Source organism: Xanthomonas sp. WHRI 6108 (genome assembly GCF_040202385.2).
Taxonomy (GTDB): Bacteria; Pseudomonadota; Gammaproteobacteria; order Xanthomonadales; family Xanthomonadaceae; genus Xanthomonas; species Xanthomonas arboricola.
In genome coordinates, this window is sequence record NZ_CP168198.1 from 4,728,033 (window position 1) to 4,754,147 (window position 26,115).

Consider the following 26,115-nt stretch of genomic DNA (forward strand, 5'->3'; position numbering starts at 1 on the left):
GCGATGCCGTGCGGCCGCGGCGCTCGGCGATATCGCTGCAAGCCACCGTCGACCAACGCGCCCCCAGGCGCCGGCGCCGCCATGCAATACCGTTGCAGCGGCATCACAAAAAGCGATGGGCCGGGGTCTTCGCCCGGCCCATCGCGTTGGCTTGGTGCATGACGCTCGAGGCGATCAGTATTTCTTTTCCAGGTTGATCATCCAGGTCTGATCGTTGTTGCTGTCGCCATCGGTGATGCCGCGGTATTCCAGCCGCGTCGACAGGCCCTGCTCGGTCAGCAACGCCGCGCCGATGCCCACCATCAGGCGGTTGCGATCGAACGCGCTCTGGCCCGCGCGGTAGAACGGCCCGCCGTTCAGATCGGCGTAGCTCAGCGTGGCATCGCCGCGGCCCTGGAAGTCGCGCTGATATTCCACGCGCAACTGCGGGGTCAGCCGGCCCCAGGCCACTTCGCGGCGCCATTCCAGGCGCAGGCCCAGGTTGCCGGTGGTGGTGGCCACGTCCATGTCGTCATAGCGCAGCGCGAACGGCGCCACGCCATCTTCAACATAGCCATCCAGCGTGGCGCGCGCCACATCCACACGCGCATACGGGGTGATCTGCAGCTCGCCGCGTTGCAGGTCCGCACCGGTGGACAGCGAGGCGATCCACTGCTTGCCGTCGCGGTTACCTTCTGCCATCGAGGCGTCGTCGGTGACATAGCGACGCAGGTCGTAGGACAGCAGCTGGTAGCCGACCAGGGTGTCGAAGAAGAACGCCTTGCCCGGATGGAAGCTGGCATACAACGCCATGGTGTAGGCGGTGGCCTTGGAGTGGCTGCCGTTCCTGCCCACATCGCTGTCGTCGCGGCCCCAACCCAGGCCCGCACCGATCGCCAGCGACTGCGCCACCCGGTAATCGGCGCCCACGCTCAGGCCGTCGGTCTGGAAGTCCACGCCGTTGCTGTTGGACTGCTTGTCCAGGCTGCCAGAGCGGATCGCACCGCCCACCCACAGCCCCAGATCGCCCTGGCCCTGCGCGGTGCTGGTGCCGCTGGTGCCGCTGCTGGCCACTGCCGGCGCATCGCGGAAGTCGTTGTCGGCCTCCTGCGTGTCCGGGCTGCACGGCTGCGCACTGATGCCGCGGTCGGCCTGGCGGCAATGCGAGGTCGGCTGGAAGCTCACCGCGTTGCTGAAGGTGCTGCCGCCGCGATGGGTGGCTTCCAGACGGCGCTGGAAGTTGTCGATCTGCGCCCGCGCAAAACGCCGCGTGGACTCGGACTGCGCATCGATCAGGCCACGCACTTCCGCATCCACGCTGGGGTCGCGGCGCGGCGCGATGGTAAACACCACGTTGGCCGGCACCGAGGTGGCGAACGCGTTGGACAAGGTGAACTGCACCGTGGCCTGGCCGACGAAGGCCGGGTTCGGGGTGAAGGTCAGCATGAAGGTGGGCGTCTCGGCCATTGCAGCCGCCGCCGGCGACGGGCCCGATGCACGTGCCGCCGCCGCGGTGGCGAGACCACCAACCTGGGTGATGGTGGCGGTACCGGCCGACGCAGGCAGCACCGCAACCACGGCTGCCGCCACGAACGGCCCGCCGGTGGCATTGCGGGTCAGGTCGACCTGCTGCGCCTCGCCCGGCACTGCCGCCGCAGTCACCGACACCGCCACCGGCCGCGCATTGACCGCGATGGTCACGGTGGCCGCCGCCGAGGTGCCACCGCTACCGGTGACCGTGTAGCTCACCACATCGGTGCCGACGAAACCGGCGGCCGGCGTGTAGACCAGCTCCAGCCCGTTGACCACGGCGGTGCCGTTGGTCGGCGCAGCGGCAATGGCGATCGCGGTGATGTTGCCGGTGTCGTTGGCGGTCACCGCCACCGTCACCGCAGCATCGGACATGGTGGCCGCCACATCCGCTACCGCCACCGGCGCCGCATCGCTCACCGTGAAGCTGTAGGCCTGGGTGGCGCTGGCATTGCCGGCATCGGCCACCGCGATGGTGAAGGACGAGGTGCCCTGCGTCGTCGGCGTGCCCGACAGCGTGCCGTCGCTGGCCAGCGTCAGGCCGGCCGGCAACGTGCCGCTGGCAATGCTGTAGCGATAGGGCGCAACGCCGCCGCTGGCCGTGATCACCTGGTTGTACGCGCTGCCGCGCACCGCCGGTGGCAGGGTCGGTTGCGCCAGCACCAGCGTTGCCGCCGCGATGGTGACCGAGTAGTTCTGGCTGGCCTGCGCCGCCGGGCTGGGCGTGCTGTCGGTCGCGGTCAGGGTGAAGTTGAAGGTGCCGGACAAGGTCGGCGTCCCGCTGAGCCTGCCGGTCGCTGCATCGACGACCACGCCATTGGGCAAGGCGCCCGCAGTCAGTGCATAGCGGTAAGGCGCCGTGCCGCCGGTGGCCGGCGTGATCGCCGCGGAGTACGCCTGCCCGGCCGTGCCTGCCGGCAAGGTGCTGGCCGGCAACGCCAGGTTCGGGCCGGCCACGGTCAGTGCATAGGCCTGCGTGGCGGTAAAGGTGTTCGCGTCGGTCGCGGTCACGGTGACGTTGAAGCTGCCTTCCACCGTGGCGGTACCCGACAACGTGCCGTTGCTGGCCAGCGTGATTCCGGCCGGCAGGCTGCCCGCGCTGACTGCATAGGTGTACGGCGCGGTGCCGCCGCTGGCGCTCAGGGTCTGGCTGTAGGCGGTACCGCGGGTGGCGGCCGGCAGCGTGGTGGGCGCGATCACGACCACAGGTGCCGCGATGGTCAGCGTGTAGCTGCGGCTGGCCTGCGCCGCCGGGCTGGGCGTGCTGTCGGATACGGTCAGGGTGAAGTTGAACGTGCCCGCCACGGTCGGCGTGCCGCTGAGCGCGCCGGTGGCCGCATCCACCAGCACACCCGCCGGCAGGACACCGCCGGTCAATGCATAGCTGTAAGGCGCCGTGCCGCCGGTGGCCGGCGTGATCGCCGCAGAGTACGCCTGCCCGGCCGTGCCTGCCGGCAAGGTGCTGGCCGGCAACGCCAGGTTCGGGCCGGCCACGGTCAGTGCATAGGCCTGAGTGGCGGTGAAGGTGTTCGCGTCGGTCGCGGTCACGGTGACGTTGAAGCTGCCTTCCACCGTGGCGGTACCCGACAACGTGCCGTTGCTGGCCAGCGTGATTCCGGCCGGCAGGCTGCCCGCGCTGACTGCATAGGTGTACGGCGCGGTGCCGCCGCTGGCGCTCAGGGTCTGGCTGTAGGCGGTACCGCGGGTGGCGGCCGGCAGCGTGGTGGGCGCGATCACGACCACAGGTGCCGCGATGGTCAGCGTGTAGCTGCGGCTGGCCTGCGCCGCCGGGCTGGGCGTGCTGTCGGATACGGTCAGGGTGAAGTTGAACGTGCCCGCCACGGTCGGCGTGCCGCTGAGCGCGCCGGTGGCCGCATCCACCAGCACACCCGCCGGCAGGACACCGCCGGTCAATGCATAGCTGTAAGGCGCCGTGCCGCCGGTGGCCGGGGTGATCGCCGCGGCGTACGCCTGCCCGGCCGTGCCTGCCGGCAAGGTGCTGGCCGGCAAGACCAGATTCGGGCCAGCCACGGTCAGGGTGTAGGCCTGGTTGCCGGTGAAGCTGCCCGCATCGGTCGCGGTCACGGTGACGTTGAAGCTGCCTTCCACCGTGGCGGTACCCGACAGCGTGCCGTTGCTGGCCAGGGTGATGCCTGCCGGCAACGTGCCACTGGCGAGCGCGTAGGTATACGGCGCGGTGCCGCCGCTGGCGCTCAACGTCTGGCTGTAGGCGGTGCCGCGGGTGGCGGCCGGCAGCGTGGACGGCGCGACCACGATCGGCGGCGCAGCGATGGTCAAGGTGTAGCTACGTGTGGCCTGCGACGGCGTGCCTGTGGTGCTGTCGGTGGCGGTCACGCTGAAGCTGAAGCTGCCCACGCTGCTGGGGGTGCCGGTCAGGGCGCCGCTGCTGCCGTCGAGCGTGATGCCCGCCGGCAAGGCACCGGCGGTGACGGCGTAGGTGTACGGCGCAACGCCGCCGGTCGCCGGATTAAGCGCACTCGAATAGGCCTGGCCGGCGGTGCCGGCCGGCAGACTGGTCGCCGGGAAGGTGGTCGTGGCCACGGCCACGGTCAGCGTGTAAGCACGGGCGCCGCTGGTGGGGCTGCCGCCGCTGTCGGTGGCGGTCGCGGTGAAGTTGAAGCCGCCGCTGGCGGTGGGCGTGCCGGACAGCACGCCGCCAGCGCTCAGGCTCAACCCGGCCGGCAACGCACCGGCCGTGATGGCGAAAGTGTGCGGCGCGGTGCCGCCGCTGGCGCTCAGGGTCTGGCTATAGGCGCTGCCCGCGGTCGCCGCCGGCAGCGATGCCGGCCCGACCACCACCACCACGTCGTCGTTGACGATGGTGCCGGTACCGTTGGCGCGGGCGATGCTCGCGTTGCTGGCGCCGGACAGGCCGACGCTGAAGGTCTCGTTGGGTTCGACCGCGGTGTCGCCATTGACGGTGATCGCCACGCCCTGCGCGGTAACTCCCGGCGCGAAGGTCAGCGTGCCGGAGCGGGCGGCGTAGTCGCTGCCGGCGGTGGCGGTGCCATCGGCGGTGATGTAATTGACCGACACGGTCTGGCCGCTGGCCGCACTCAGGCTCACCGTGAAGGTGGCCGTGGTGGTGCCGCTGTTGCCTTCATTGACGCTGACGTCGTCGATCGACAGTGCGGGCAGCGCATCGTCGTTGACGATGGTGCCCTGGCCCTGGCCATCGCCCACGCTCGCCCCGGTGACGTTGCTGACGTTGACGAAGAAGGTCTCGTTCGGCTCGCTGAGCGTGTCGCCGTTGACCAGCACGGTGAAGGTGGCGCTGCTGCTGCCGGCGGGGATGGTCTGCCCGGTCAGGCTGGAGGCAACGTAGTCCACGCCGGCAGTGGCGGTGCCGTCGGCGGTGGCGATATCAAAGCTGACGCCGCCGGTGCCGGCCGGCTGGCTGAGCGAGACGGTGAAGGTGGCATTGGTGGTGCCGGCATTGCCCTCGTTCACCGACACGTCGTTGATCGACAGCGTCGGCTGGTCGTCGTTGAGGATGGTGCCGGTGGCGCTATTGGGTGACCCCACGTTATAGCCGGTGCCGCTGGCGAGCGTCAGCACCACGGTCTCGTCCGGTTCGATGGTGGAATCGGCGGTCGGATTGATGGTGATGGTGCCGGTGGTCTGGCCGGCGGCGATCACCAGTGGCGAACTCACGGCCGCGTAATCGGTGCCCGAGGTTGCCGTGCCGCCAACGCTGAAGGCGACCGACACCGCGCTCGGCGCGGCCTGGTCGAGCGTGACGGTGTAGATCAGGTTGGTCGCACCGTCCTCGGCCACGCTGGACGGAGCCACTGCGATCGATGCGTTCGGAAAGTCGTCGTTGACGATGGTGGCGGTGGCGCTGGATGGACTGCCGATGCCATAGCCGCTACCGCTGGCCACGCTGATCACCACCGTCTCGTCGGCCTCAACGGTGGTATCGGCAACCGGGGTGATGGCGAAGCTGGCCGAGGCGGTATTGGCGGGCACCACGATGCTGGCCACCGCGCCCGTGTAGTCGGTGCCGCTGGTGGCGGTGCCGCTGCGGGTAAGGTTGACCGTGGTGGCCGAGCTGCTGGTCTGGCTCAAGGTCACCGTGTAGGTGAACGATGTGCCGCTGTCTTCGTTGGCGCTGGACGGCGAGACCGCGATGCTGGCGCTGATCGCAGGGTTGATGGTGATGTTGAAAACAACCTGGTTGTTGTCCTCGTCCAACAGATAGAACGAGTCCGAGGTCGCACCATCACCGTTGTTGGTATAGGTCACCGTTTGGGTGCCAGGACCAGACTGACCGCTGAGGACGTAGCTGCCATGCGCAGGCGGCACGCCGTCGTCGGTCATACCGGTATTGGACGGACCGTCGCAGTCGCTGACATCGAAGGTCACTGAACCGCCCGCGTTGATGGTGGCGCTTTTCGGGCTTGTGCAATAGGCCGCCAGGGCAACGTGAGAGGTCGCCAACAGCAACAGCGCCAATATCCAGCGCAACAGCGGACGCACGCCACCCACGGCGGCGAAGGTCGTAGACATCATGTTTTCCCCCAAAAAACACGCCACCCCAATGGCATCGGCAACGGTCCTGGTGCCTCGGATCAGCTCAACGCGATGCCTGCGCAGGCATACGGTTGGACTGCGGCGCCATTTAAACAGGAACTGACTGCCAGTTAAAGAATGAAAAATTAATACTTCATCCCAGTTTTGGACGCTGGTGGCTTGTGGTATGCAATCTCGGCAGGTATCAGTACGGCAGTCTCCGACAGTCGGTCGGTGACGTACCTTCGTAGGGAGAGCTGCATGAGCGAGTTCTTCATCGGTCAGATCATGCTGACCGGTTTCGCATTTGCGCCGAAGTATTTTGCGCAGTGCAACGGGCAATTGCTGCCGATCAATCAGAACCAGGCCCTGTTCAGTCTGCTCAGCACGCGCTTCGGCGGCGACGGCAAAACCACGTTCGGCTTGCCGGACATGCGTGGGCGCACCCCGATGGGCTATGGGCCGTCGGCGGATCCGAACTGGCAGCCGACCGCCGCTCCCATGGGCCAGGCGGCAGGCGCGGAGACGGTGACACTGGTGGTGGACAACCTGCCCCCGCACACCCACCTGATGGATTGCAGCAGCGCCAACGGCGACAACCGCACGCCGACCGGCCGCCTGTTCGCGAACAACAGCATGAATGCCGGGACCCCACACGCGTTGTACGGCGCGCCCGGCGCGATGGTGCCGCTGTCGCAGTCCACCGTCGCCAGCAGCGGCGGCAGCCAGGCGCATCCGAATCTGCAGCCGTACACCACGATCAATTTCTGCATCGCGCTGTCCGGCATCTTCCCTTCGCGCAGCTAGGCGCATCCGTATCCGGGGGCGCCGTCGTACGCAGCCTTGCGTACGACGCCCCATCGACCAGGAAGAATTTCATGGGTACTCCCTTCATCGGCGAAATCCGCATGTTCGGCTTCGGCCGCACACCACAGGGTTGGCAGGCGTGCGACGGCTCGCTGTTGCAGATCTCCGACTACGAACCGTTGTATGTCCTGCTCGGCACCGTCTACGGCGGCAATGGCACCAGCACCTTCGCCGTGCCGGATCTGCGCGGCCGCCTGCCGATCCATCAGGGTCAGGGACCGGGCCTGAGCAACTACGTGCTCTCCCAGCACTCCGGCACCGAGACTGTGACATTGACCGAACCGCAGATGCCGGCGCACACGCACACCGCCCAGGCCACCACCGCGGCAGCGACCGCCACCGCACCAGCCGGTCTGCTGCCAGGCACGGTCAACGGCAGCCTGTTCTACGCAAGCGACACCACCGGCAGCACCACGCTGGCAATGTCCGCGCAGAGCACCTCGTTCGCCGGCGGCAACCAGCCACACGACAACCTCATGCCGACGCTGACGGTGCAGTACTGCATCGCCACCACAGGCATCTTCCCGCAACAGGCCTGATCCCATGCGCCGCGCCGACATGGCTGCGGCACGCATCCGCTGCATCGAAGGAATCCGCTCATGACCGAACCCTATATCGGCGAAATCCAGTTGTTCGGCTTCGACTACAACCCTTACGGCTGGGCCTTCTGCAACGGCGCCACCCTGCCGATCACGCAGAACACCACGCTGTACTCCCTGCTTGGCGTGGCCTATGGCGGCAACGGCAGCAGCACCTTCCAGTTGCCGAACTTTTCCGCACGCGCCGGTTGCCATCAGGGCGCAGGGCCCGGACTGACCCCGCACACGCTGGGCAGCAACTTCGGCTCCGCCTCGGAAAGCCTGCTGAGCACGCAGATCCCGATGCACCAACATGGCATCAACGCGTACTCGCAGTCGGACGCGACCAAGAAGACCGGCACGCCGGCCAACGGTGTGGCGCTGTCGTCGCTGAACGTCAACACAGAGCGTCCATTCCTGGCGGTTGCGCCGGACAAACAATTCTCCCCGACCATGTTGCTGCCCACCGGCACCGGCCAGGCGCACGAGAACCGCCAGCCCTATCTGGCAGTGAACTTCTGCATCGCGCTGCAGGGCAACTATCCGGCGTTCAACTGAGCTGCCCTCACCCGGGCGCGTTGCAGAGGCGGCGATGAAGATGCAGTTGGTAACGAGCGCTACCGCTAGTCGGTGCGCGGTGGATCTTGCGCTGCGCCCCGAGCAGCCAGCCGACATCGCGTGGCTGCAGGCGCTTTATGCCAGTACCCGCAGCGACGAGCTGGCACCGGTACCGTGGCCGGAGGCGAGCAAACGTGCCTTTCTTCAGCAGCAGTTTGCGCTGCAGCGCGCGCACTACCAGCAACATTTTGAAGGCGGCGACTTTCTGATCGTCCAGGCCAAGGACCTGCGTATCGGGCGCCTGTATCTGCACCGCGCTGCCACGCAACTTACGCTGGTGGATATCAGCCTGCTGCCGGACTGGCGCGGCCAGGGCATCGGCTCGCAACTGCTCGCCTACGCGCAAGCGATTGCGCGAGAGGCGGGATGCGGACTGTCACTGCATGTGCTGCACTCAAACCCCGCCGCGCAGCGACTGTATGTCCGCCACGGTTTCGTCACGGGCATGAGCAACCAGACGCATCTGCAGATGCACTGGCATTTTCCCAAGCACCGCAGTTGAACGCGCTCAGTTGAAAACGGCCTGATACAGAAACCCGTCGCGCTCGCGCGCCACCGGCACCAGGAAGATGCCGATCTCGCCCAGCCGCGTGTGACGTAACCGATAGGTCTGCTGCGGAAACAGAAATGCCGAGCTGTTGCGGAACAGCAGCGAGAATGGCGCGCGATGCACCGCGTGCGTGGTGGGCAGCGCGCGCGCCTCGACCAGCACGAATGGAACCTCGCCTTCGTTCAATGCAGCCGAGAACGTGTCGTTGACGCTGCCTGCAAAGTGCTCCAGGGTCAGTAAGTCCATTTTGTGCTCATGGTCGGCTGGGAATCCGATCATCCACGTAGGGCATACCTGCGACAACACCTGCGCGTTCGAAGATTGCATTGCGTCATGCATGAGACGGCCTGTTGCATATGCGCCGGCGGTGACGCGTCTGCTGCAGTACAGGCGTCATGCGACAATACTGCACGCGCCGGTTCGGTTATGTTCAGCCGGATGACGGCTACTCTATCGCGTTGGAATTCTGTTAAAGGCTTCGATGACGGCGTCCGCATCCCCTGTCGTGCAGTTGTCCGGTGTCCGCATCGATCGCGGCGGTCGCACGATCCTGCGCGACGTCTCGCTCGATGTGCCGCGCGGCAGCATTACGGCCGTGCTCGGTCCTTCCGGCAGCGGCAAGTCCACCTTGCTGGCCGCACTGACCGGTGAGCTGCGTCCGGTCGCCGGCACGGTCACCCTGTTCGGCAACGCGATCCCGCATGGCAACCGTGCACTGCTGGAGATGCGTCGCAATGTCGGCGTGCTGCTGCAGGGCAATGGCCTGCTGACCGACCTGAGCGTGGCCGACAACGTCGCGCTGCCGCTGCGCACCCACACTCGCCTGCCGGCGCCGGTGCTGCAGCGCCTGGTGCAGATGAAGCTGCATGCGGTGGGCCTGCTGGCCGCCGCCGATGCCTGGCCGCGCGAACTGTCCGGCGGCATGGCGCGGCGTGTGGCGTTGGCGCGGGCGCTGGCACTGGACCCGCCGCTGATGATCTACGACGAACCGCTGACCGGGCTGGACCCGATCGCCTCGGGCGTGATCATGAGCCTGATCCAGCGCCTCAACGACAGCCTTGGCCTGACCAGCATCATCGTCAGTCACCACGTGCACGAAACCCTGCCGATCAGCGACCAGGCCGTGGTCATCGCCAATGGCGGCATTGTGTTCGCCGGCACGCCTGAGCAATTGCAGGACAGCACCGACCCGCTGGTGCAGCAGTTCCTGCATGGCCAGCCGGATGGCCCGATCGCCTTCGATGCGGCGCCGCGGCGCGACCGGAGTGCTGCCTGATGGCCATGGTCGACTCGATCCGCGCCTTCGGCCGTGCCGGGCTGTTCTCGCTGACCGTGCTGCGCGGCTCGGTGCCCACGCGCGATTTCATCGCCGAACTGGTGCGCGAGATCTACAAGGTCGGTGCGCGCTCGCTGCCGATCATCGCCGTCGGCGGCGCCTTCGTCGGCCTGGTGCTGACCCTGCAGGGCTACCGCACGTTGACCACCTATGGTGCGTCGGATGCGCTGTCCACCTTGCTGGGGCTGTCGCTGTACCGCGAACTGGCACCGGTGCTGACCGCGCTGTTGTTCATCGGCCGGGCCGGCAGTTCGATCGCGGCCGAACTTGGCCTGATGCGCGCCACCGACCAGATCAAGGCGCTGGAGCTGATGGCCATCGATCCGGTGGCCAAGGCGGTGGCACCGCGCTTCTGGGCGGCGGTGCTGACGGTGCCGTTGCTCACCGGCGTGTTCTGCTCGCTGGCCATCACCGGCGGCTACTTCGAGGCCGTACACGTGTTGGGCATCGACAACGGCACATTCTGGTCGGGGTTGAGCAACAGCGTGGACTTCTGGGACGACTTCGGCGTGGCGATGCTCAAGTCGGCGATCTTCGGCGGCACGGCCGCGTTGGTCGCCGCCTACGTGGGCTTCCACGCCGAGCCGACCATCGAAGGCACCTCGATCGCCACCACCCGTGCGGTGGTGAACGCCTCGCTGCTGGTGCTGATGTTCAACTTCGTCCTTTCTGCAATGTTGTTTAGGTGAGTGGAATAACTATGGCCATGCGTGGACCACGACTCGAATTCGCCGTCGGCGCCTTTCTGCTGCTGACCCTGGCCTCGCTGCTGGTGCTGGCGGTGGCCTCGACCAACCAGCGCTGGGGCTTCGGCTCCAGCCAGTACACGCTGACCGCACGCTTCAGCCAGATCGGCCAGCTGCGGGCGCAGGCGCCGGTGAAGATCGGCGGAGTGACCATCGGCAAGGTGTCCGACATCAGCCTGGACCCGACCAAGTTCGACTCGGTGGTCACCCTGTCGCTGGACAACAAATACAAGGATCTGCCCGCCGACACCTCCGCCGGCATCTTCACCAGCGGTTTGCTGGGCGAGAGCTATATCGGGCTGCAGCCGGGCGGCGACCCGGAGACGCTCAAGCCGGGCGAAGAAATCGGCTTCACCCAGCCGGCGGTGGATCTGCTGCAGCTGGTCGGCAAATACATGTTCAGTGGTGGCGGTGGTGGCAGCAATGCCCCGGCCGCCACCGATGGCCAGGCCCCGGCGCCTGCCCAGACCGCTTCTCCCTCTACGGAACCACACCAATGAAGACCACCCTGCTTTCCGCCATCCTGGCCTCGACCCTGCTGGTGTGCGCACCGGCCACCGTGCTGGCGCAGCCGGCTGCCGCCAGCGCGCCTGCGCAGGGCGCGGCGACCAAGACCGTCATCGACAGCAGCACCCGCATCCTGAGCACGCTGGATCAGCGCCGCGCCGAGTTCCGCAGCAACCCGGCCGCCCTGCGCCAGTACATCAATGGCGAATTGAACAAGGCCTTCGACCGCGACTACTCGGCCCGCCTGGTGCTGGGCGTCAACGGCCGTGGCGCCTCCGATGCGGACGTCAAGCTGTTCGCCGATGCGCTGGCCGACAACCTGATGCAGCGTTACGGCACCGCGCTGCTGAACTTCGAAGGCAAGCCGACCTTCCGCGCCAAGTCCGAGAGCGCGCTGCCGGGCAACCGCGGCGTCAAGGTGTCTACCGACCTGCTGCGCGCCGGCAACGACCCGACCCCGGTCGACTACATGATGCGTAACGTCGGTGGCCAGTGGAAGATCTTCGATGTGATGATCGAAGGCATCTCCTATGTGCAGACCTTCAAGACCCAGTTCGACGGCCCGCTGCGCGAGAAGGGCATCGCCAAGGTCGCCGCAGAGCTGCGTAGCGGCAATCTGCAGGTCGGTCCGGCACCGGCCAATGGCAAGTAACAGCTCCGTGCAACGCAATGGCGACACGCTGGTACTCACCGGCGTGCTCGACCGCGACGCGGTCACTGCGGCCTGGCCGCAGGCGATCGCGCAGCTGGACGGCATTCGCACGCTGGACCTGTCGGGTGTACAACGCCTGGACAGTGCCGGCGTGGCGATGCTGGCCGAACTGGCTGCGCGTGTGCGCAGCAGCGGTGCCGGTCCTGTCACGGTGGTGGGTGAAGCGTCCGGTCTGGACGAATTGCGTGCCGCCTACCGTTTGTCCCCTACTTTCGATTTCCAGGCCTGAGCGCCACCCCATGACCCAGCTTCGCCCCCTTTCCCTGTTGGCCTGCCTGCTGCTTGGCGCCTGTGCCAGCCATGCTCCAAAGCCCGCACCGCCTGCGGCCGCCGCCGCGCCCGCCCCGGATGCGACGCCCGCGCCGGCACGCGACGACGCCGGTGTGACCGCGCAGCCGGCCGCCGCCGGCTTTGCCGCCCCCGACGCCCTGCCGGCCACCGCGGCGGCGCCTGCCGAGCAGACCAGCGCCGATGCCGGCACGGCCGGTGCCCCCACCTCGGCCGAGGACGACTTCGCTGCGCTCTACGGCCCCACCACCCCGCAGGCCGGCGCCAACGGTGCACCGGCACAACCCGGTGACGCGCCGTCCTACGATCCGTGGGAGCGCTACAACCGCGGCATGCACCGCTTCAACCTGGCGGTGGACCGCGGCGTGGCGCGTCCCTTGGCCACCGGCTACACCAAGGTGGTGCCGCGTCCGGCCCGCCTGGGCGTGACCAACTTCTTCGACAATCTCGGCACGCCGCTGACCATGGTCAATCAGCTGCTGCAGGGCCACCCGGTGTATGCGATGCAGTCGCTGGGCCGCTTCGTGATGAATTCCACACTGGGCGTGGCCGGTCTGTTCGACCCGGCCTCCGCGGCGGGCATCCCGCGCCGCAGCGAGGACTTCGGCCAGACCCTGGGCGTGTGGGGCTGGCGCAATTCGCGCTACTTCGAGTTGCCGCTGTTCGGCCCGCGCACCGTGCGCGATACCTTCGGCCTGGGCGGCGACATTCCGCTGTCGCCGTTGCGCCAGGTCGACGACAGCGGTGCGCGATTCGCCCTGCAGGGTTTGCAGCTGGTGGATACGCGCTCGCAACTGATGTCGCTGGATTCGCTGCGCGACCAGGCACCGGACGAGTACGCGCTGACCCGCGATGCGTGGATGCAGCGCCGCAACTACCAGATCGTGCGCGATCTGCGCAGCCATCGCGAGAAGGACAACGAGTTGCCCGACTACCTGCGCGAGGACAAGGACAGCACTGTGCCGGTGGATGCGATGCCGATCCCGCAGTGGATCCGTTGATGTGTTGAGCTTGCGGTTTGGATGAATACAAAGCCCGGGAGCGATCCCGGGCTTTTTTTGTGCGTTGGTCTTTTACGGCCTTCCGGCTGACGGTGGCGGCTGGGGTAGCTGGAGCACCGTCCGGCCGCGATCGCGCGTGGAGGGAACTCCGCCGGCAAGGCCTTCCCCTTAGATGGCGCGGATCACCGGCAATATAAACAACGACCGCAGCGACGCGGATCAAATCAGTTCGCCACCGCGCCAGGTGCTACGCCGCCAGCGCCGCATCCACTGCTGCACGCAGGCGCGCATCGTCTGCCGGCACGTCGGGGGCGAAGCGATCGATGACCTGGCCGTCGCGGCCGATCAGGAATTTCTCGAAGTTCCACAACACGCCCGGTGCCGGGTTGGGTGCGATGCCGTAGCCGGCCAGCTTTTCGCGCATCGGGCCATCGCCGGTGGCCTGCGGGCGGGCATTGGTCAATGCCTGATACAGCGGATGGGTTTCGGCGCCGGTGACGGCGATCTTGGAAAACATCGGAAAGCTCACGTCGTAGGTGAGCTGGCAGAACTGCGCAATCTCCGCCTCGCTGCCGGGCTCCTGTCCGTTGAAGTCGTTGGCCGGAAAGCCCAGCACCTCCAGCCCCTGTGCCTGCTTGTCGCGATACAGCGCCTGCAGGCCTTCGTACTGCGGGGTCAGCCCGCACTTGGAGGCGACGTTGACCACCAGCAACACCTTGCCGCGATAGTCGGCCAGCGTGGCGGGCTCACCGTCGATGCGGGCCACAGGGATGTCGTACAGCGTCTGGCTCATCGGTGCGTCCTGGACAGGTAGAGCCGAGAGCATAAACCGCCAGGGTGGAGCGAGCGATGCCGCTGGCTCATGGCGCTTGCAGGTATCTGCAGCGACGCGCACGGGCCAATCGACTGATCGGCCTGTGCGCGCGCTTGACCCTGTTCGCAGCCATCAATCGATGCACAACGCGGCCTGGCCCATGCCGCCAATCACTTCCTGGCGGCAACCGAAGCGGTCGCTGTCGCGCTGACAGGTGCCGGAGGTCGCGGTGCCGGTCGGCACGATGCTGGTGGCCAGGCAATCGCCGCTGCAGTCGGAGTTGTCACTGCAGGTCTTGCCGGCATCGGCGTACGGCACCACGCAACGCACCGTCTGCATGCGGCCGACCGGACGCAGCTGCCCGCCCTTTGCCGTGCAGTCGGCAGCGTCGGCAGAAACGGCGCGCGGAGGCTGAGGGGCGTCCGCCGCAGCGTCCGACCTGGCCGCCGGGGTATTGCTGCATGCGGTCAACAGCAGCGCGCAGAGCACTGCGTGGATCCATCGGCTTGCCATGTTGAAACTCTCGTCTTGAACCAGGTGGGTGCCAGCATCGCGGTGGCGATGTCTGCGCGGCGTGCTCGCTATCGGCGCCGGAGGCCTGCGTTGGTAGGAGCGCACCCGGGCGCGATGAGGCGTTATCGGTAATGCCTGGTCGCGCCCGGGTGCGCTCCTACGTCATGGCGTGTGGCATCGCCTTACGCAATGGATCACTCCTGCTCGTCGTTGCTATCGTCTTCGCTGCTGCTTCCGGTGTCGTCGCTGCCGGCATCGTCCAGCAACGCCTGAGACTGTTCGCTGGCCAGGGTTTCCACGCCACGCAGGCGGCGTTCGATGGTGCGGGTCTTGCGGCTGGCTTCGCCCAGGCTCTTGCCGACCGTGCTGATCTGCCGCTCGGCCTTTTCGAGAATGCCGGCGAACTTGCCGAACTCGCTCTTCACCGCGCCCAGCACCTGCCAGACCTCGCTGGAGCGCTTCTCGATCGCCAGCGTGCGGAAGCCCATCTGCAGGCTGTTGAGCAGGGCGGTGAACGTGGTCGGGCCGGCCAGCACCACGCGATGTTCGCGCTGCAGCAGGTCGACCAGGCCGGCGCGGCGGATCACTTCGGCGTACAGGCCTTCGGTCGGCAGGAACATCACTGCGAAGTCAGTGGTCTGCGGCGGGCAGACGTACTTGTCGCTGATCGACTTGGCCTGAATGCGGATGGCGCGCTCCAGCTGGGCGGTCGAATTCTTGATCGCGTCCAGGTCACCCTTTTCCTGCGCATCGATCAGGCGTTCGTAGTCCTCACGCGGGAACTTGGCATCGACCGGCAGCCACACCACGGTGTCGTCGCCACGCCCCGGCAGGCGGATCGCAAAATCCACCGCTTCGGCGCTGTCGGGCCTGACCCGCACGCTACGCGCGTACTGCTCCATCGTCAGCGTCTGCTCGAGGATGTTCTCCAGCTGCACCTCGCCCCAGCCGCCGCGGTCCTTGACGTTGGTCAGCACGCGCTTGAGATCGCCCACGCCGGTGGCCAGCTGCTGCATTTCGCCCAGACCGCGCTGCACCTGCTCCAGGCGTTCGGAAACGAGCTTGAAGGAGGCATCCAGGCGCGTGTTGAGCGTGGTCTGCAGTTTTTCGTCGACGGTGGCGCGCATCAGTTCGAGCTTGCTGGCGTTGTCGTTCTGCAGGTTGGCCAGCTGTTGTTCCAGCGTGGCGCGCATTTCGCCGATGCGCAGTTCGTTGCGCTGGGTGAGTTCGGTCAGACGTTGGCCCAAGGCCTCGGTGAAGCGCTGCTGCGACTCGCCGGCCTCTTGCCGGCCCTTGCGGGAATCTTCGGCCAGCGCATCGCGCAGGGCGGCCATGTGGGTGTCGGTGCGTGCGATCAGCTCGGTCAGTTGCTGGCCGAACACCTGGATGCGGGTTTCCTGCTGCTGGCCGAAACCGTCGAGCTGGGTGCGCAATTCGGTCAGCCGCAGCGTCAGCAGTTCGCCGGTGCGTTGTTGCGCCAGGGCGCTTTCTTCGCGGGCCTTGCGGGCATCTTCGCCGAGTGCGTCGCGCAACAGGTCCAGGCGCTGGTCGGTGCGCGTGGACAGTTCGGTGAGATTGCGCGCGAAGGTTTCCAGGCGGCCATCCTGCTGCCGCGCCAGACCTTCGAGTTGCTCGCGCAATTCGCCGCGGCCGTCGCGTTGCTCGGCGCGCAGCGCTAGCTCCAGGCCGCTGGTGGAAGGACGTCGCAGCAGCGCGATCAGCTGCAGCACCAGGACTGCGACGAGCAGTCCGAGAAGGATCAGGGATTCAGATGACATGTGCGCAGTGTAGCCGGGCCGGTCGCAGGGGCTGCGTCAGTGGCTTGCCGGCCGGCGTCTTCGGCGCGGCTGCAGGGCGCAGTTGGGTGGCGCGCGCACTGCGCCAACGCAGCACGTCGGGGGCCACTTCGCGCAGATGCCTGCAACCGCTGCGCAAAGCGGGCCAGACACCGCCGCGGTGATGGAGTTGCAGGCTGCTCGCAGCGCATTGACCTCAACGTGACCTGCGCATGGCTAGGGTGGGGCTTCGTTCCTGCCAGGCCAGCTGATGACCACTGCCACCAACCAAACCCGTCTGTTCGCGCTGGGCCTGTTCGCGTTTCTCGGCAGCTTTGCGGCAATCGTGTGGTACCTGATGCGGCCGTACGGCACGGCGTATTTCTTCCCGGTGCACTTCTTGATCGGTGCGGCGTTGCCGTTCGGGTTCTATGCAATCGGCGGCACGCGGCTGTGGTTCTGGATCGGGATCGGGGTTACCGCATTGGTGCTGCTGTGGTTCAACTTCTGGGGACATGACGCCAACGGGGCTGCGCCACGCCTGCTCGACTGGACCCACTTTGCCGCCGGTGCGGTGGGACTGGTGGGCGCGTGGGCGGTGCAGTTGGTCTATCGCCATGTGCGTCCACCGCATCGCCCGTCGGTTGAGTGAGCGGGGATTGTGCGGGGCAGTCGCGTTTGGCCGCGGAACGGCAAGGTGCGGCGCGCGCTCACAGAAGGCGGTGGGCGTGTCTGCGCTGCCATGCTTGCGCCGACGCATGACCTTGGACCGATAGCTTTGCTGCGGCGCGTTGGGCGACACTCGGGAATTCTTTGATTCCCGCGAGGTCCGCATGTCGTCTTGGCTCAGGCGCAAATCCATCGATCAGGTCACCGTGCACGAGGCCGGTCGGCAGCTGGTCCGCAGCCTGAGTTGGCCGCATCTGATCGCGCTGGGTATCGGCGCGATCGTCGGCACCGGCATCTATACGTTGATTGGAGTGGGCGCGGACAAGGCCGGCCCGGCGGTGCTGCTGTCGTTCGTGGCCGCCGGCATCGTGTGCGCCTGCGCGGCGCTGGCGTATGCGGAGATGGCCACGATGATGCCGGCTGCCGGCAGCGCCTATACCTACAGCTACACCGCGCTCGGCGAGAGCATCGCCTGGGTGGTGGGCTGGAGCCTGGTGCTGGAGTACTCGCTGGTGGTGAGCACGGTGGCGGTGGGTTGGTCGGGCTATTTCGTCGGCTTCCTGCAGTGGTTGGGGGTCAACCTGCCGCATGCCCTGGTGGCCGGGCCGCACGCCGGCGGCATCGTCAACCTGCCGGCGGTGGTGATCACCTTCCTGGTGGCCGGCATGCTGATGGCCGGCACCAAGGAAAGCGCCACGCTCAATGCGGTGCTAGTGGTGCTGAAGATCGTGGCGCTGGGTGTGTTCGTGGCGATCGCCCTGCCGGCCTTCGACAGTACCAACCTGCAGCCGTTCATGCCGTATGGCTTCCCCAAGACCGCAGGCCCGGATGGCGTGGAGCGCGGGGTGATGGCGGCGGCGGCGATCATCTTCTTCGCGTTCTATGGCTTCGATGCGATCTCCACCGCGGCCGAGGAGACCAAGAACCCGGGCCGCGATCTGTCGATCGGCATCGTCGGTTCGATGATCGGCTGCACGCTGATCTATGTGCTGGTGGCGTTGTCGGCGGTGGGCGCGATGAGCTTCACCGTGTTCGGCAAGAGCCCGGAACCATTGGCGCTGATCATGCGCGAACTCGGCCACGGCAAGGCGGCGTTGGTGATCGGTGCGGTGGCGATCATCGCGCTGCCGACGGTGCTGCTGGCGTTTCTGTACGGGCAGAGCCGCATCTTCTTCGTGATGTCGCGCGATGGCCTGTTGCCGCGCGGCCTGTCCAAGGTCAACGCGCGCACCGGCACGCCGGTGGCGATCACCTTGTTCACGGCGGTGCTGGTGGCCGCGTTGGCCGGTGTGGCACGCCTGGATGAAATTGCCGCATTGGCCAACGCCGGCACCCTGGCCGCGTTCACCGCAGTGGCAGCGTGCCTGCTGGTGCTGCGCGTGCGCGAGCCGACGCGTGTGCGGGCCTTCCGTACACCGCTGGCATGGGTGGTGGGACCGGTGGCGATCCTGGGCTGCCTGTACCTGTTCTGGAGCCTGCCCAGCACCACGCAGGGCTGGTTCCTGGTCTGGAACGTATTGGGCGTGGTGGTGTATGTGGCCTATGGGCGGCGGAATAGCCGCTTGGCGAAGGTTGGCTAGTTCCATCTCCCATCGGGAGAAGGTGGCCCGAGGGGCTGGATGAGGAGCGCCCCAGATATCTTTCAGTGCCATGCCTGACGAACGCGTCGCCACGCGCCTTCAAGCTTGAATCGTCGATGGGAAAGTCCTGGCGGTAGCCGTCCCGTGCTGCACGACGGCTTGCGGATGCACGCTGACCACTGCCTTCTCCCATCGGGAGAAGGTGGCCCGAGGGGCTGGATGAGGGGACGGGCGACGCCTGGTGTTATCCAACTTGGTCAGGGGCTCCGCTCCCTACCCTCACCCCACCCACGCTCCGCGCCCCGGCCCACGCATGCGGCGCGGGCGCTCCCAGGCACGCGCGCCAGTGGCGCGCAAGCTGTGCCTTATCGCCCCGCAGGAGAGGGGCTTTAGCTCATGCTCCGGCAACGTTAGGCCTTTCCCTCGCACTCCCCGCAACCCGGGGAGGAGCGTTGGCTCAAGGCGCGGCTGCAGGCGTGGCGCAGAACGAGGTTGGGAGTGCATCCGCCTGCGTGCCCCAGCCCTGCGTCGGGGGCTGCCTGGTCAGCGCGAACGACAGCGTGCCGCCCTGCTGCAGCTGGGCCCAGTCCAGGAACACTTGCCGCTGCGGTGCGCCGTTGAAACGCACGCTGTCCACGTATTGCAGCGCGCGGCCGTCGGCGCCGGGGGCGTCGATGCGCAGGCGCTTGCCGTTGCCCAGGTCCAGCGTGGCCCGCTTGAAGCGTGGGGCATGCAGCAGGAACTGCCCGCTGCCCGGCACCGCCGGATACAGGCCCAGGGCACTGAACAGATACCAGGCCGACATCGTGCCGAGGTCGTCGTTGCCGGTGACGCCGTTGGGCGCGTTGGTGAACAGCTGCTGGGCGGCGCGCACCACGGTGGCGGTCTTCCATGGCTGGCCGATCAACGTGTACATCCACGGTGCGTGCAGGTCCGGTTCGTTGTTGGGGTTGTAGCGGTACTGGTTGTAGTAGCTGTATGGGCCGACCACCCAGTGCGTGCGCGCGGCGTTGAGCGGGTCCTTCAGCAGGTCGTCGTAGGCGAAGAAGGCATCCAGGCGTTGGCCGGCCTGCTCGCTGCTGTGCATGGCCTGCAGCATGCCGGGGATGTCCTGCTGCACCAGCCACTGGTATTGCCAGGCGGTGCCTTCGTGGAAGCCGTGCTGCGAGCGCGGGCTGTAGCGATCGTCCGAGGGGGCGTACCAGCTGCCGTCTTCCAGCCGGGGCCGTGGAAAGCCGCTGAAGCCGGTGTCGGCATCGCGCACGCCGGCGTCCCAGACGTTGTGCCAGTTGCCGCCGCGTTTGCGCAGCAGCGCGCTGTCGTCGGGGTGGCCGAGCGCCTGCGCCATCTGTGCCAGCGCGCAGTCGGCCAGCGCGTATTCCAGCGTGGCCGAACCGCCGTGATGCGGGTCCACGTCCATGCCCTTGGACGGGAACGCGCGGTCGTACTGCACGAAGCCGTTGGCCAGGTAGCTGGCGTTGCCGGAGCGGCCGGCGTGGCGCGAGTTGATTGGCGGCTGTTCGAAGGCGTTCTGGCGCAGCGCTGCGTACGCCTGCGCCTGGTTGTCCTGCAGCGCGCCGAAGCGCCACAGGTCGACCAGGAACGGGGTCACCGGGTCGCCGGTCATGATGTTGGTATCGAAGTTGGCATAGCCCCAGCGCGGCAGCCAGCCGCCTTGCTGGTGGATCGCCAGCAGCGAGCGGCCGATGTCGCGCGCGCGTGCCGGCTGCAGCAAGGCGAGCAGCTGGTTCTGCGAGCGATAGGTGTCCCACAGCGAGAAATACTCGTAGTAGGTCCAGCCATCGGCGCGGTGGATCGCATCGTCGAAGCCGCGATAGCGGCCATCGGCATCGCTGCCGGTCAGCGGCTGCAGTAGGGCGTGATACAGCGCGGTGTAGGCCACGCTGCGATCGTCGTTGCTGGCGCCATCCAGCTGCAGGCTGGCCAGCTGCTTGCGCCAGGCCTGTTGCGCGCGCTGGCGCATCTGCTCCAGGCCCAGCAGCTTGCCGCCGAGCATGCCGTCGGCGCGCAGGTTGTCGCGTGCACCTTCGGCATCCACGTGCGAGATGGCGCTGACCACGGTCACTGCGCGCGCGTTCTTGTTGTTGCCCAGCGGGAAACTGAGCCAGGCACCATTGGGCTTGAGTTCGCCACCCATGCCGTGGCGCGCGTCGGGCACGCCGCCGTCTTCGCCCCAGACGCCGTGTGCGGTGAACGGGCGGTCGAATTCCAGCCGGAACCAGGTGGTGTATTCGTGGCCGCCGCAGAAACTTTGCGTGGTCAGTTTGCCTTCGACCACGCGGTCGCCGACCACCTGCAGCTGGCTGCCGATCACCACGTGGCGGTCGTTGGCCTGACCCAGGTTGACCAGCACATGGCCAGTGTCGGCGCCGGGGGCGAATGTGTAGCGCTCGGCGGCGGCGCGGGTGAGCGCAGTGGCTTCGGCGTCGATGCCGCCGTAGTCGGTCAGCCGCACCTTGTAGTAGCCGGCCTGGCCGACTTCGCCGTCATGGGTGTAGCGGGCGGCGTAGCGCTTCTGGTCGAAGGCCTTGGCGTCGCCGGTGTCGAAGTCGCCGCCCGGGCCGATGCGGCCGGTGACCGGCAGCACCGAGACCTGCCCGCCCTGCTCCCAGCAGCCGGCCCCGGACAGGAACGAGTGGCCGAAGCCGCGGATGCTGGGGTCGTCGTAGCGCCAGCCGGCGTAATGCGCGCCGATCGGACTGACCTGGACCAGGCCGAACGGCGCCGAGGCACCGGGGAAGGTGTTGCCGTCGTCCTTGCTGCCGATGAAGGTGTTGACCTGCGCCGGGTCCTGCGCGGCCAGCGGCGCGCACACCGCCATGCCGAGCAGGCACAGGCCGGCGGCGGCGCGGCGCCACCGCGGCATTGATGGGAGATGCGACGAAGAGCGATCGGATGCAACGGCGAAGGGCATGCAGGACACCTCGGGGGAGAGAGCGGCCGAGGCCGCAGGTGGATGACGCGTGCCGACGGCCCAGACGCGGCGACCGGTCGATATCCGCCTGACGGCGGCTTGCGACGGGTTGGCAGCGGCTCAGAAATCGAACACGTATTCTGCCGCGATCTCGCGCCCGACCGGGCTGAACAGGCGGCTGCGGATCTCCTCGGCGCCGATGATCTGCACCGGCGCCGGCCCTTCGGCCTGGACGCGCTTGATGCGCGAACCGGTCACGGTGACGGCATCGAGTTGTTGCGGGGCGCTGGCCTGCTGGGCCAGGGCGGACAGGGGCGACAGCAATGCGAGCAGCACGGCACGGGACAGCTGCTGCGGGCGACAACGGCGGTAATCGGTCATTCAAGCGTCTCGTCGGGGCGGTGGTACGACGGAAAGACTTCGTCCTTCCAAACACTTGCGGGGGAATGGCGTACTTGGATCGATCTAAATCCGGTACCGCTTTATGCCATCGGTTGGCAAAGATTAAGCATTCCCGACCCACGGCTGCACACCGCGGCGCAGCAAAGTGTGCGGGCTCTGGCAGTTTTTCGGTGTTTTAGGCGCTCTGAATCAGGCTGTTGCGCGTGGCCGGGTGCTGCAGTTTTGAAGCGTGTCAGTTGCGCTGACGGATGAGCTGGCTTGGGGTGATTTGGCTGCGTTGCGCGCGGTTAGTTGAGAGGCGTGCGCCTGGGCGTGTTGCGCGTCGGGGGACGGACCCTCACCCCCAGCGCCCCGGCCCGCGCTGGCAGCGCGGGCGCTCCCAGGCACGCGCCAGTGGCGCGCAAGCTGTGCCTTATCGCCCCGGGGGGAGAGGGGCTTGATCCCGGGGATTTGGTTGGCCCATAAAAAAAGCCCGGTCAGTGACCGGGCTTGGCGACGCTGGCGTGGCGGCGGGAGGGGCCGACGCGCCGGTGACGCAGTTGCTTAGATCCAGCGCATGCCTTCGAACGGGTTCCAGCTGGTGCTGCCCTTCACCTTGTCCAGGTAATAGGCGTAGTTGGCGATCATGCCGGTCAACAAGGACAGCGGCAGCCACAGCACATTCTGAAACGCGGCCGGCAGGAATGAAGCCACGATGCTCACCACGACGCTGATGCCGATCAGGCTCAACGCCTTGCGCCACAGGCCAATGATGAAAAAGTAGATGACGCCGAAGAAGAAGGCATAGAAGTTCATGCCGACCTTGACCTTCTCACCAAAGCTCAAGGTCTTCAGTGCGTTCTTGTAACTGGGGTCCTTGGGGCCACCGTGCCGGTCGAAGAAATCGAAACGGAACTGCCACTTGGGGCTGAGCTGGGTGCGATCGAAGGTGTCCATTCCAAACCATGTAGTTGAAAACGGTTACATGATAGGCGATCGCGTATTCACCGGACACGTTTGCGGGCGCCGGACGGAAGACGGGGTCAGCCGCCGATCAGTTTCGGCAGTGGCCGCTTGCAGCGGTGCAGCGCGCGTTATTCACGCTGGTCGCTGAGGCCGGTGCCGCGGCGCGCCCGGCGCAGCGCATACAGCGAGTGGTCGGCGCGGTCGACCACCGCCGCCAGCGCCTCGCCGTCGTTGCGCAGGGCGGTGCCCAGGGTGAACCGGATTGGCGCCTCGTCGATGGCGGCCATGTAGTCGCGCACCAGGGCCGCCAGCTGCGGCTGGGTGGGCTGATGCAGCAGCACCAGGAACTCGTCGCCGCCCAGGCGGACCAGACGGTCCTGGGTGCGCAGCGGCTGGTTGAGGAACCAGGCCATCTGTACCAGCACCTCGTCGCCGCGCTGGTGGCCATGGGTGTCGTTGACCAGCTTGAACTTGTCCAGATCCACCACGATGCAGCCCCAGCGCACGCTGGGGTCGCGCTTGTCGAGCTCGTCCAGGAAGCGGCGGTTGTAGCAGTTGGTGAGCGGGTCGGTGAACGACCATTCCAGCAGCTGCTTCTCCTGCTGGTACTGGTTGGTGATGTCCTGGGCGTGCGCCAGCACGATGGTGGCGTCGGCCTCCACGTCCAGCACGTTGCGGTACTGCCAGTGGCGCAGGCTGCCATCGCTGGCGACCAGCTCGATCACGCCGGCGTCCTGGCCGTCGAGCACCATCCGCGACAGATAGCCGTGCAGGGCGGCATGCAGCTCGGGGCGGACGAATTCCAGCAACGAGCGGCCTTCCATGCCCTCCACGCTGCGGCCCAGCGAGCGCGCGGCGGCCGGATTGACGCTGATCAGGCGGCCATCCATGTCGTGGGTGCAGATCAGGCCCAGGCTGTACTGGAACATGTTGCGGAACTTGCGTTCGCTGGCGGCCAGCGCATCCACCGCGCGATGGCGGTCGGTAACGTCCTGGATCGCGCCGATCAGGCGGGTGCGTCCGTCCACATGCTCCATCGAGCCGGTGCTGTGCACCCACAGTTGCCGGCCGGTGGCGCTGACCAGCGGCAGTTCCAGATCCCAGGGCGTGCCATCGCGCACGCAGGCCTCGACCGCCTCGGTGATCACCGCGCGCGCATCGAGCGGATAGAAGCCGATCCCTTCGGCCAGGGTCGGCCGGTAGCCGGCCGGCAGATCGTGCAGGCGGCAGGTCTGGTCCGACCAGGTCAGGGCGCCGCTGGCCACGTCCACTTCCCAGCCGCCGACGCCGGCGACCCGGCCGGTGCGCTCCAGGAATGCCTCGCTCTCGCGCAGGCGTTGCTGCAGCTGTTCGTTGGCGGCCTGGCGTTCCAGCATCAGCCGGCGCTGCTCCAGGCCTTCGGCGGCAACCCGGGCCAGCTGCTGCAAGGCGGCCAGTTGCGCCGGTTCCAGCGCGCGCGGGCGCTGGTCGATCACGCACACCGTGCCCATGCGCAAGCCGTCGGACAACACGATCGGCGCGCCCGCGTAGTAACGGATCCCCGGCGCATCGGTGACCAGCGTATTGTCGCGAAAGCGCGGATCGGCCGGCGCATCGCGTACTTCCATCACCGCATCGTCCTGGATGGTGTAGGCGCAGAACGCGAGTTCGCGTGGGGTTTCGCTGGCATCGGGCAGGCCGATATTGGCCTTCCACCATTGGCGATGTTCGTCCACCAGCGACACCAGCGCGATCGGCGTGCCGGCGATCGCCTGCGCGGCGGCGGCCAGCGCATCGAAGAACGGCTCGGCATCGGTATCGACGACCTGCAACAGCGCCAGACGCGACAGCCGCTCGGCCTCGCGGGAGGTGGATGACACGACGGCGTCGCAGTGGCTCAATGAAATGCTCGCTTGGTCCCCCGGGCAATCCGCTCAGTCTAGCGGACCGAACATACCTGCTAACGCAGCGTTGCGTGCGCCATCGCACAGAAGATGCCTTGTGCGCAGCCCACACGCTCCGTCACTGGATGGGCTCGGTCCCGCTTGCCGCAGTGTCGTCGCGCATCTGCAAGGCCAGATACAGGCGCACGCAGTCGTCGGTATTGCGCAGGTCCACGCCGCAGAGTTCCGCGATGCGCTGCATGCGGTAATCCAGCGTATTGCGGTGGATGGCCAGTGCCTTGGCGGTGGGCGCCATGCGCATGCCGGCGCCGAACCACACCGACAGCGTCTGCACCAGGTCGCCGCGGCGGTCCTGGGCCAGCAGCGCCTGTAGCGGCTTGCGCAGTTCCTCGGCCTGCCAGGCCTGGCGCAGGTCGTCCACCAGCACCGGCAGGCGATGGTCGTCGTAGAAGAACGCATCGGCCTGCGGCGCGCGCGCCTTGCCGATGCGCATGGTGGTGCGCGCGATCTGGTGCGACAGCGCCAGCCCGCCGGGCTGCGGGAAGTATTGCCCCAGCGCGAGGCGGATCCGCAGCGGGCTGCTGGCACGCATGCGCTCGAGCAAGGTGTGCGCGCGGCGGCGTTGTTCGTCCACATCCCAGTGGCCGCGGCGGTCCAGTGCGGGCTTGAGCACCACCAGTTCGTTGAGCGCGGTGGCGGCGATCAGGTTGCCGCGTTCGGGCGTGGACAGCAGCGTGTGCAGGCGCTGCAGCTCCACCAGCATGGCGTCCAGGTCGAGGGTGTCGCTTTCCACTTCGATCACCGCCGCCACGCGCGGCAGGTCGAGCGCGATGCCGAGCCGTTCGGCCCAGCCGGCCAGTGCCGGGGTCGGCCCGTCGGCGCGGATCAGGCCGAGCGTGACTTCCTCGCGCAGGCGCGCATCGCGGGCCAACAGGCGCAGCAGGCCGGCCTGTTCCAGCATCGCTTCGGCGGCCATGCGCACCAGTTCGGCCTGTTGCCCGATCCGCTGCGGGTCGCCGGTCAACCCGACGCAGCCGACGATGCGGCCATCGGCGATCAGCGGCAGGTTGACGCCCGGGCGAACCGCATCCAGCTGCTGCGCCAGCGCCGCATCGATCTCCACCCGGCCTTGCCTGGACAGCACCAGCAGCGCGCCCTCGTGCAGCTGACCGATGCGCGCCGGCTCGCCGCTGGCGATGATGACGCCGGTGTGGTCCATCACATTGACGTTGCCGTCGATGATGGTCATCGCGCGGTCGACGATGGACTGCGCCAGGGTGCGGTCGAGCGTGAGCATGGGCGTGGGGTCTGTTGGCGCGATCGGGGAGGACACGGTGGCATGTTCGGTGCTGCA

22 protein-coding genes are annotated in these 26,115 nt (G+C 67.4%); 12 read left to right on the forward strand and 10 right to left on the reverse strand.

Annotation, left to right across the window (positions count from 1 at the left end):
- Positions 1-174: 174 nt before the first annotated feature.
- The gene (locus tag ABQ039_RS19855) at positions 175-6,039 is read right to left on the reverse strand and encodes a putative Ig domain-containing protein (protein ID WP_374057830.1); all 5,865 of its coding nucleotides are present in this window, start codon (positions 6,037-6,039) and stop codon (positions 175-177) included.
- A 264-nt stretch (positions 6,040-6,303) separates the two neighbouring features.
- Between ABQ039_RS19855 and ABQ039_RS19860 the strand changes: the two genes are divergently transcribed.
- From ABQ039_RS19860 to ABQ039_RS19875, 4 genes are all read left to right on the forward strand, one after another.
- Entirely contained in the window at positions 6,304-6,849 is a 546-nt protein-coding gene (locus ABQ039_RS19860) for a phage tail protein (RefSeq protein ID WP_046345173.1), read from the forward strand.
- Between the two features lie 71 nt (positions 6,850-6,920).
- A complete protein-coding gene (locus ABQ039_RS19865; protein WP_184609588.1) occupies positions 6,921-7,448 on the forward strand; it encodes a phage tail protein in 528 nt (175 codons plus the stop codon).
- 60 nt (positions 7,449-7,508) lie between these two features.
- On the forward strand, positions 7,509-8,045 hold the full coding sequence (locus ABQ039_RS19870) for a phage tail protein (protein WP_054592473.1): 537 nt from the start codon (positions 7,509-7,511) through the stop codon (positions 8,043-8,045).
- Between the two features lie 34 nt (positions 8,046-8,079).
- Complete coding sequence (locus ABQ039_RS19875; RefSeq protein ID WP_054592474.1) at positions 8,080-8,607, forward strand: GNAT family N-acetyltransferase; 528 nt, start codon at positions 8,080-8,082, stop codon at positions 8,605-8,607.
- A gap of 6 nt (positions 8,608-8,613) precedes the next feature.
- On the opposite strand, the gene ABQ039_RS19880 is transcribed toward ABQ039_RS19875, so the two are convergent.
- Complete coding sequence (locus tag ABQ039_RS19880) at positions 8,614-8,901, reverse strand: hypothetical protein (protein ID WP_016902133.1); 288 nt, start codon at positions 8,899-8,901, stop codon at positions 8,614-8,616.
- 235 nt (positions 8,902-9,136) lie between these two features.
- Between ABQ039_RS19880 and ABQ039_RS19885 the strand changes: the two genes are divergently transcribed.
- Genes ABQ039_RS19885 through ABQ039_RS19910 form a run of 6 tightly spaced genes read left to right on the forward strand, consistent with a single transcriptional unit; the run spans position 9,137 to position 13,245 of the window.
- A complete protein-coding gene (locus tag ABQ039_RS19885; protein WP_024940544.1) occupies positions 9,137-9,931 on the forward strand; it encodes an ABC transporter ATP-binding protein in 795 nt (264 codons plus the stop codon).
- On the forward strand, positions 9,931-10,680 hold the full coding sequence (locus tag ABQ039_RS19890) for an MlaE family lipid ABC transporter permease subunit (RefSeq protein WP_016902129.1): 750 nt from the start codon (positions 9,931-9,933) through the stop codon (positions 10,678-10,680). Before ABQ039_RS19885 ends, ABQ039_RS19890 begins: the two co-directional genes overlap by 1 nt.
- A gap of 11 nt (positions 10,681-10,691) precedes the next feature.
- A complete protein-coding gene (mlaD, locus tag ABQ039_RS19895) occupies positions 10,692-11,237 on the forward strand; it encodes an outer membrane lipid asymmetry maintenance protein MlaD (protein WP_016902127.1) in 546 nt (181 codons plus the stop codon).
- Complete coding sequence (locus ABQ039_RS19900; RefSeq protein WP_024940545.1) at positions 11,234-11,896, forward strand: phospholipid-binding protein MlaC; 663 nt, start codon at positions 11,234-11,236, stop codon at positions 11,894-11,896. The genes mlaD and ABQ039_RS19900 overlap by 4 nt, the downstream gene beginning before the upstream one ends.
- Entirely contained in the window at positions 11,886-12,185 is a 300-nt protein-coding gene (locus ABQ039_RS19905) for a lipid asymmetry maintenance protein MlaB (RefSeq protein WP_016902122.1), read from the forward strand. The genes ABQ039_RS19900 and ABQ039_RS19905 overlap by 11 nt, the downstream gene beginning before the upstream one ends.
- Positions 12,186-12,195: 10 nt before the next feature.
- Positions 12,196-13,245, forward strand: coding sequence for a VacJ family lipoprotein (locus ABQ039_RS19910; protein WP_184609590.1), 1,050 nt, complete (start codon positions 12,196-12,198; stop codon positions 13,243-13,245).
- Positions 13,246-13,492: 247 nt separating this feature from the next.
- Here the strand turns inward: ABQ039_RS19910 and ABQ039_RS19915 are convergent, their stop codons facing one another.
- The 3 genes from ABQ039_RS19915 to ABQ039_RS19925 form a co-directional block, all read right to left on the reverse strand.
- On the reverse strand, positions 13,493-14,038 hold the full coding sequence (locus tag ABQ039_RS19915) for a glutathione peroxidase (RefSeq protein ID WP_102252982.1): 546 nt from the start codon (positions 14,036-14,038) through the stop codon (positions 13,493-13,495).
- A gap of 153 nt (positions 14,039-14,191) precedes the next feature.
- On the reverse strand, positions 14,192-14,596 hold the full coding sequence (locus ABQ039_RS19920) for a hypothetical protein (RefSeq protein ID WP_184610402.1): 405 nt from the start codon (positions 14,594-14,596) through the stop codon (positions 14,192-14,194).
- Between the two features lie 170 nt (positions 14,597-14,766).
- Positions 14,767-16,350 (reverse strand): DNA recombination protein RmuC, encoded by a 1,584-nt coding sequence (locus ABQ039_RS19925; protein WP_184609592.1) that lies wholly within the window; start codon positions 16,348-16,350, stop codon positions 14,767-14,769.
- Between the two features lie 268 nt (positions 16,351-16,618).
- Between ABQ039_RS19925 and ABQ039_RS19930 the strand changes: the two genes are divergently transcribed.
- Positions 16,619-16,999: a hypothetical protein gene (locus ABQ039_RS19930; RefSeq protein WP_104591313.1), complete on the forward strand. Its 381-nt coding sequence runs from the start codon at positions 16,619-16,621 to the stop codon at positions 16,997-16,999.
- 181 nt (positions 17,000-17,180) lie between these two features.
- Positions 17,181-18,596 carry an amino acid permease gene (locus ABQ039_RS19935; RefSeq protein WP_349778299.1) on the forward strand — a complete coding sequence of 472 codons (1,416 nt, stop codon included), beginning with the start codon at positions 17,181-17,183 and terminating at the stop codon, positions 18,594-18,596.
- Between the two features lie 457 nt (positions 18,597-19,053).
- On the opposite strand, the gene ABQ039_RS19940 is transcribed toward ABQ039_RS19935, so the two are convergent.
- The 5 genes from ABQ039_RS19940 to ABQ039_RS19960 all read right to left on the reverse strand — a co-directional run bounded on the left by ABQ039_RS19940 (position 19,054) and on the right by ABQ039_RS19960 (position 26,058).
- The gene (locus tag ABQ039_RS19940; protein WP_349778298.1) at positions 19,054-21,531 is read right to left on the reverse strand and encodes a GH92 family glycosyl hydrolase; all 2,478 of its coding nucleotides are present in this window, start codon (positions 21,529-21,531) and stop codon (positions 19,054-19,056) included.
- 120 nt (positions 21,532-21,651) lie between these two features.
- On the reverse strand, positions 21,652-21,912 hold the full coding sequence (locus tag ABQ039_RS19945; protein ID WP_349778297.1) for a hypothetical protein: 261 nt from the start codon (positions 21,910-21,912) through the stop codon (positions 21,652-21,654).
- Between the two features lie 564 nt (positions 21,913-22,476).
- Positions 22,477-22,869 (reverse strand): DUF2628 domain-containing protein, encoded by a 393-nt coding sequence (locus ABQ039_RS19950; protein ID WP_016902101.1) that lies wholly within the window; start codon positions 22,867-22,869, stop codon positions 22,477-22,479.
- Between the two features lie 137 nt (positions 22,870-23,006).
- Positions 23,007-24,737 carry a diguanylate cyclase gene (locus tag ABQ039_RS19955; RefSeq protein ID WP_374057831.1) on the reverse strand — a complete coding sequence of 577 codons (1,731 nt, stop codon included), beginning with the start codon at positions 24,735-24,737 and terminating at the stop codon, positions 23,007-23,009.
- A 142-nt stretch (positions 24,738-24,879) separates the two neighbouring features.
- On the reverse strand, positions 24,880-26,058 hold the full coding sequence (locus tag ABQ039_RS19960) for a sugar diacid recognition domain-containing protein (RefSeq protein WP_046345186.1): 1,179 nt from the start codon (positions 26,056-26,058) through the stop codon (positions 24,880-24,882).
- Positions 26,059-26,115: the final 57 nt, after the last annotated feature.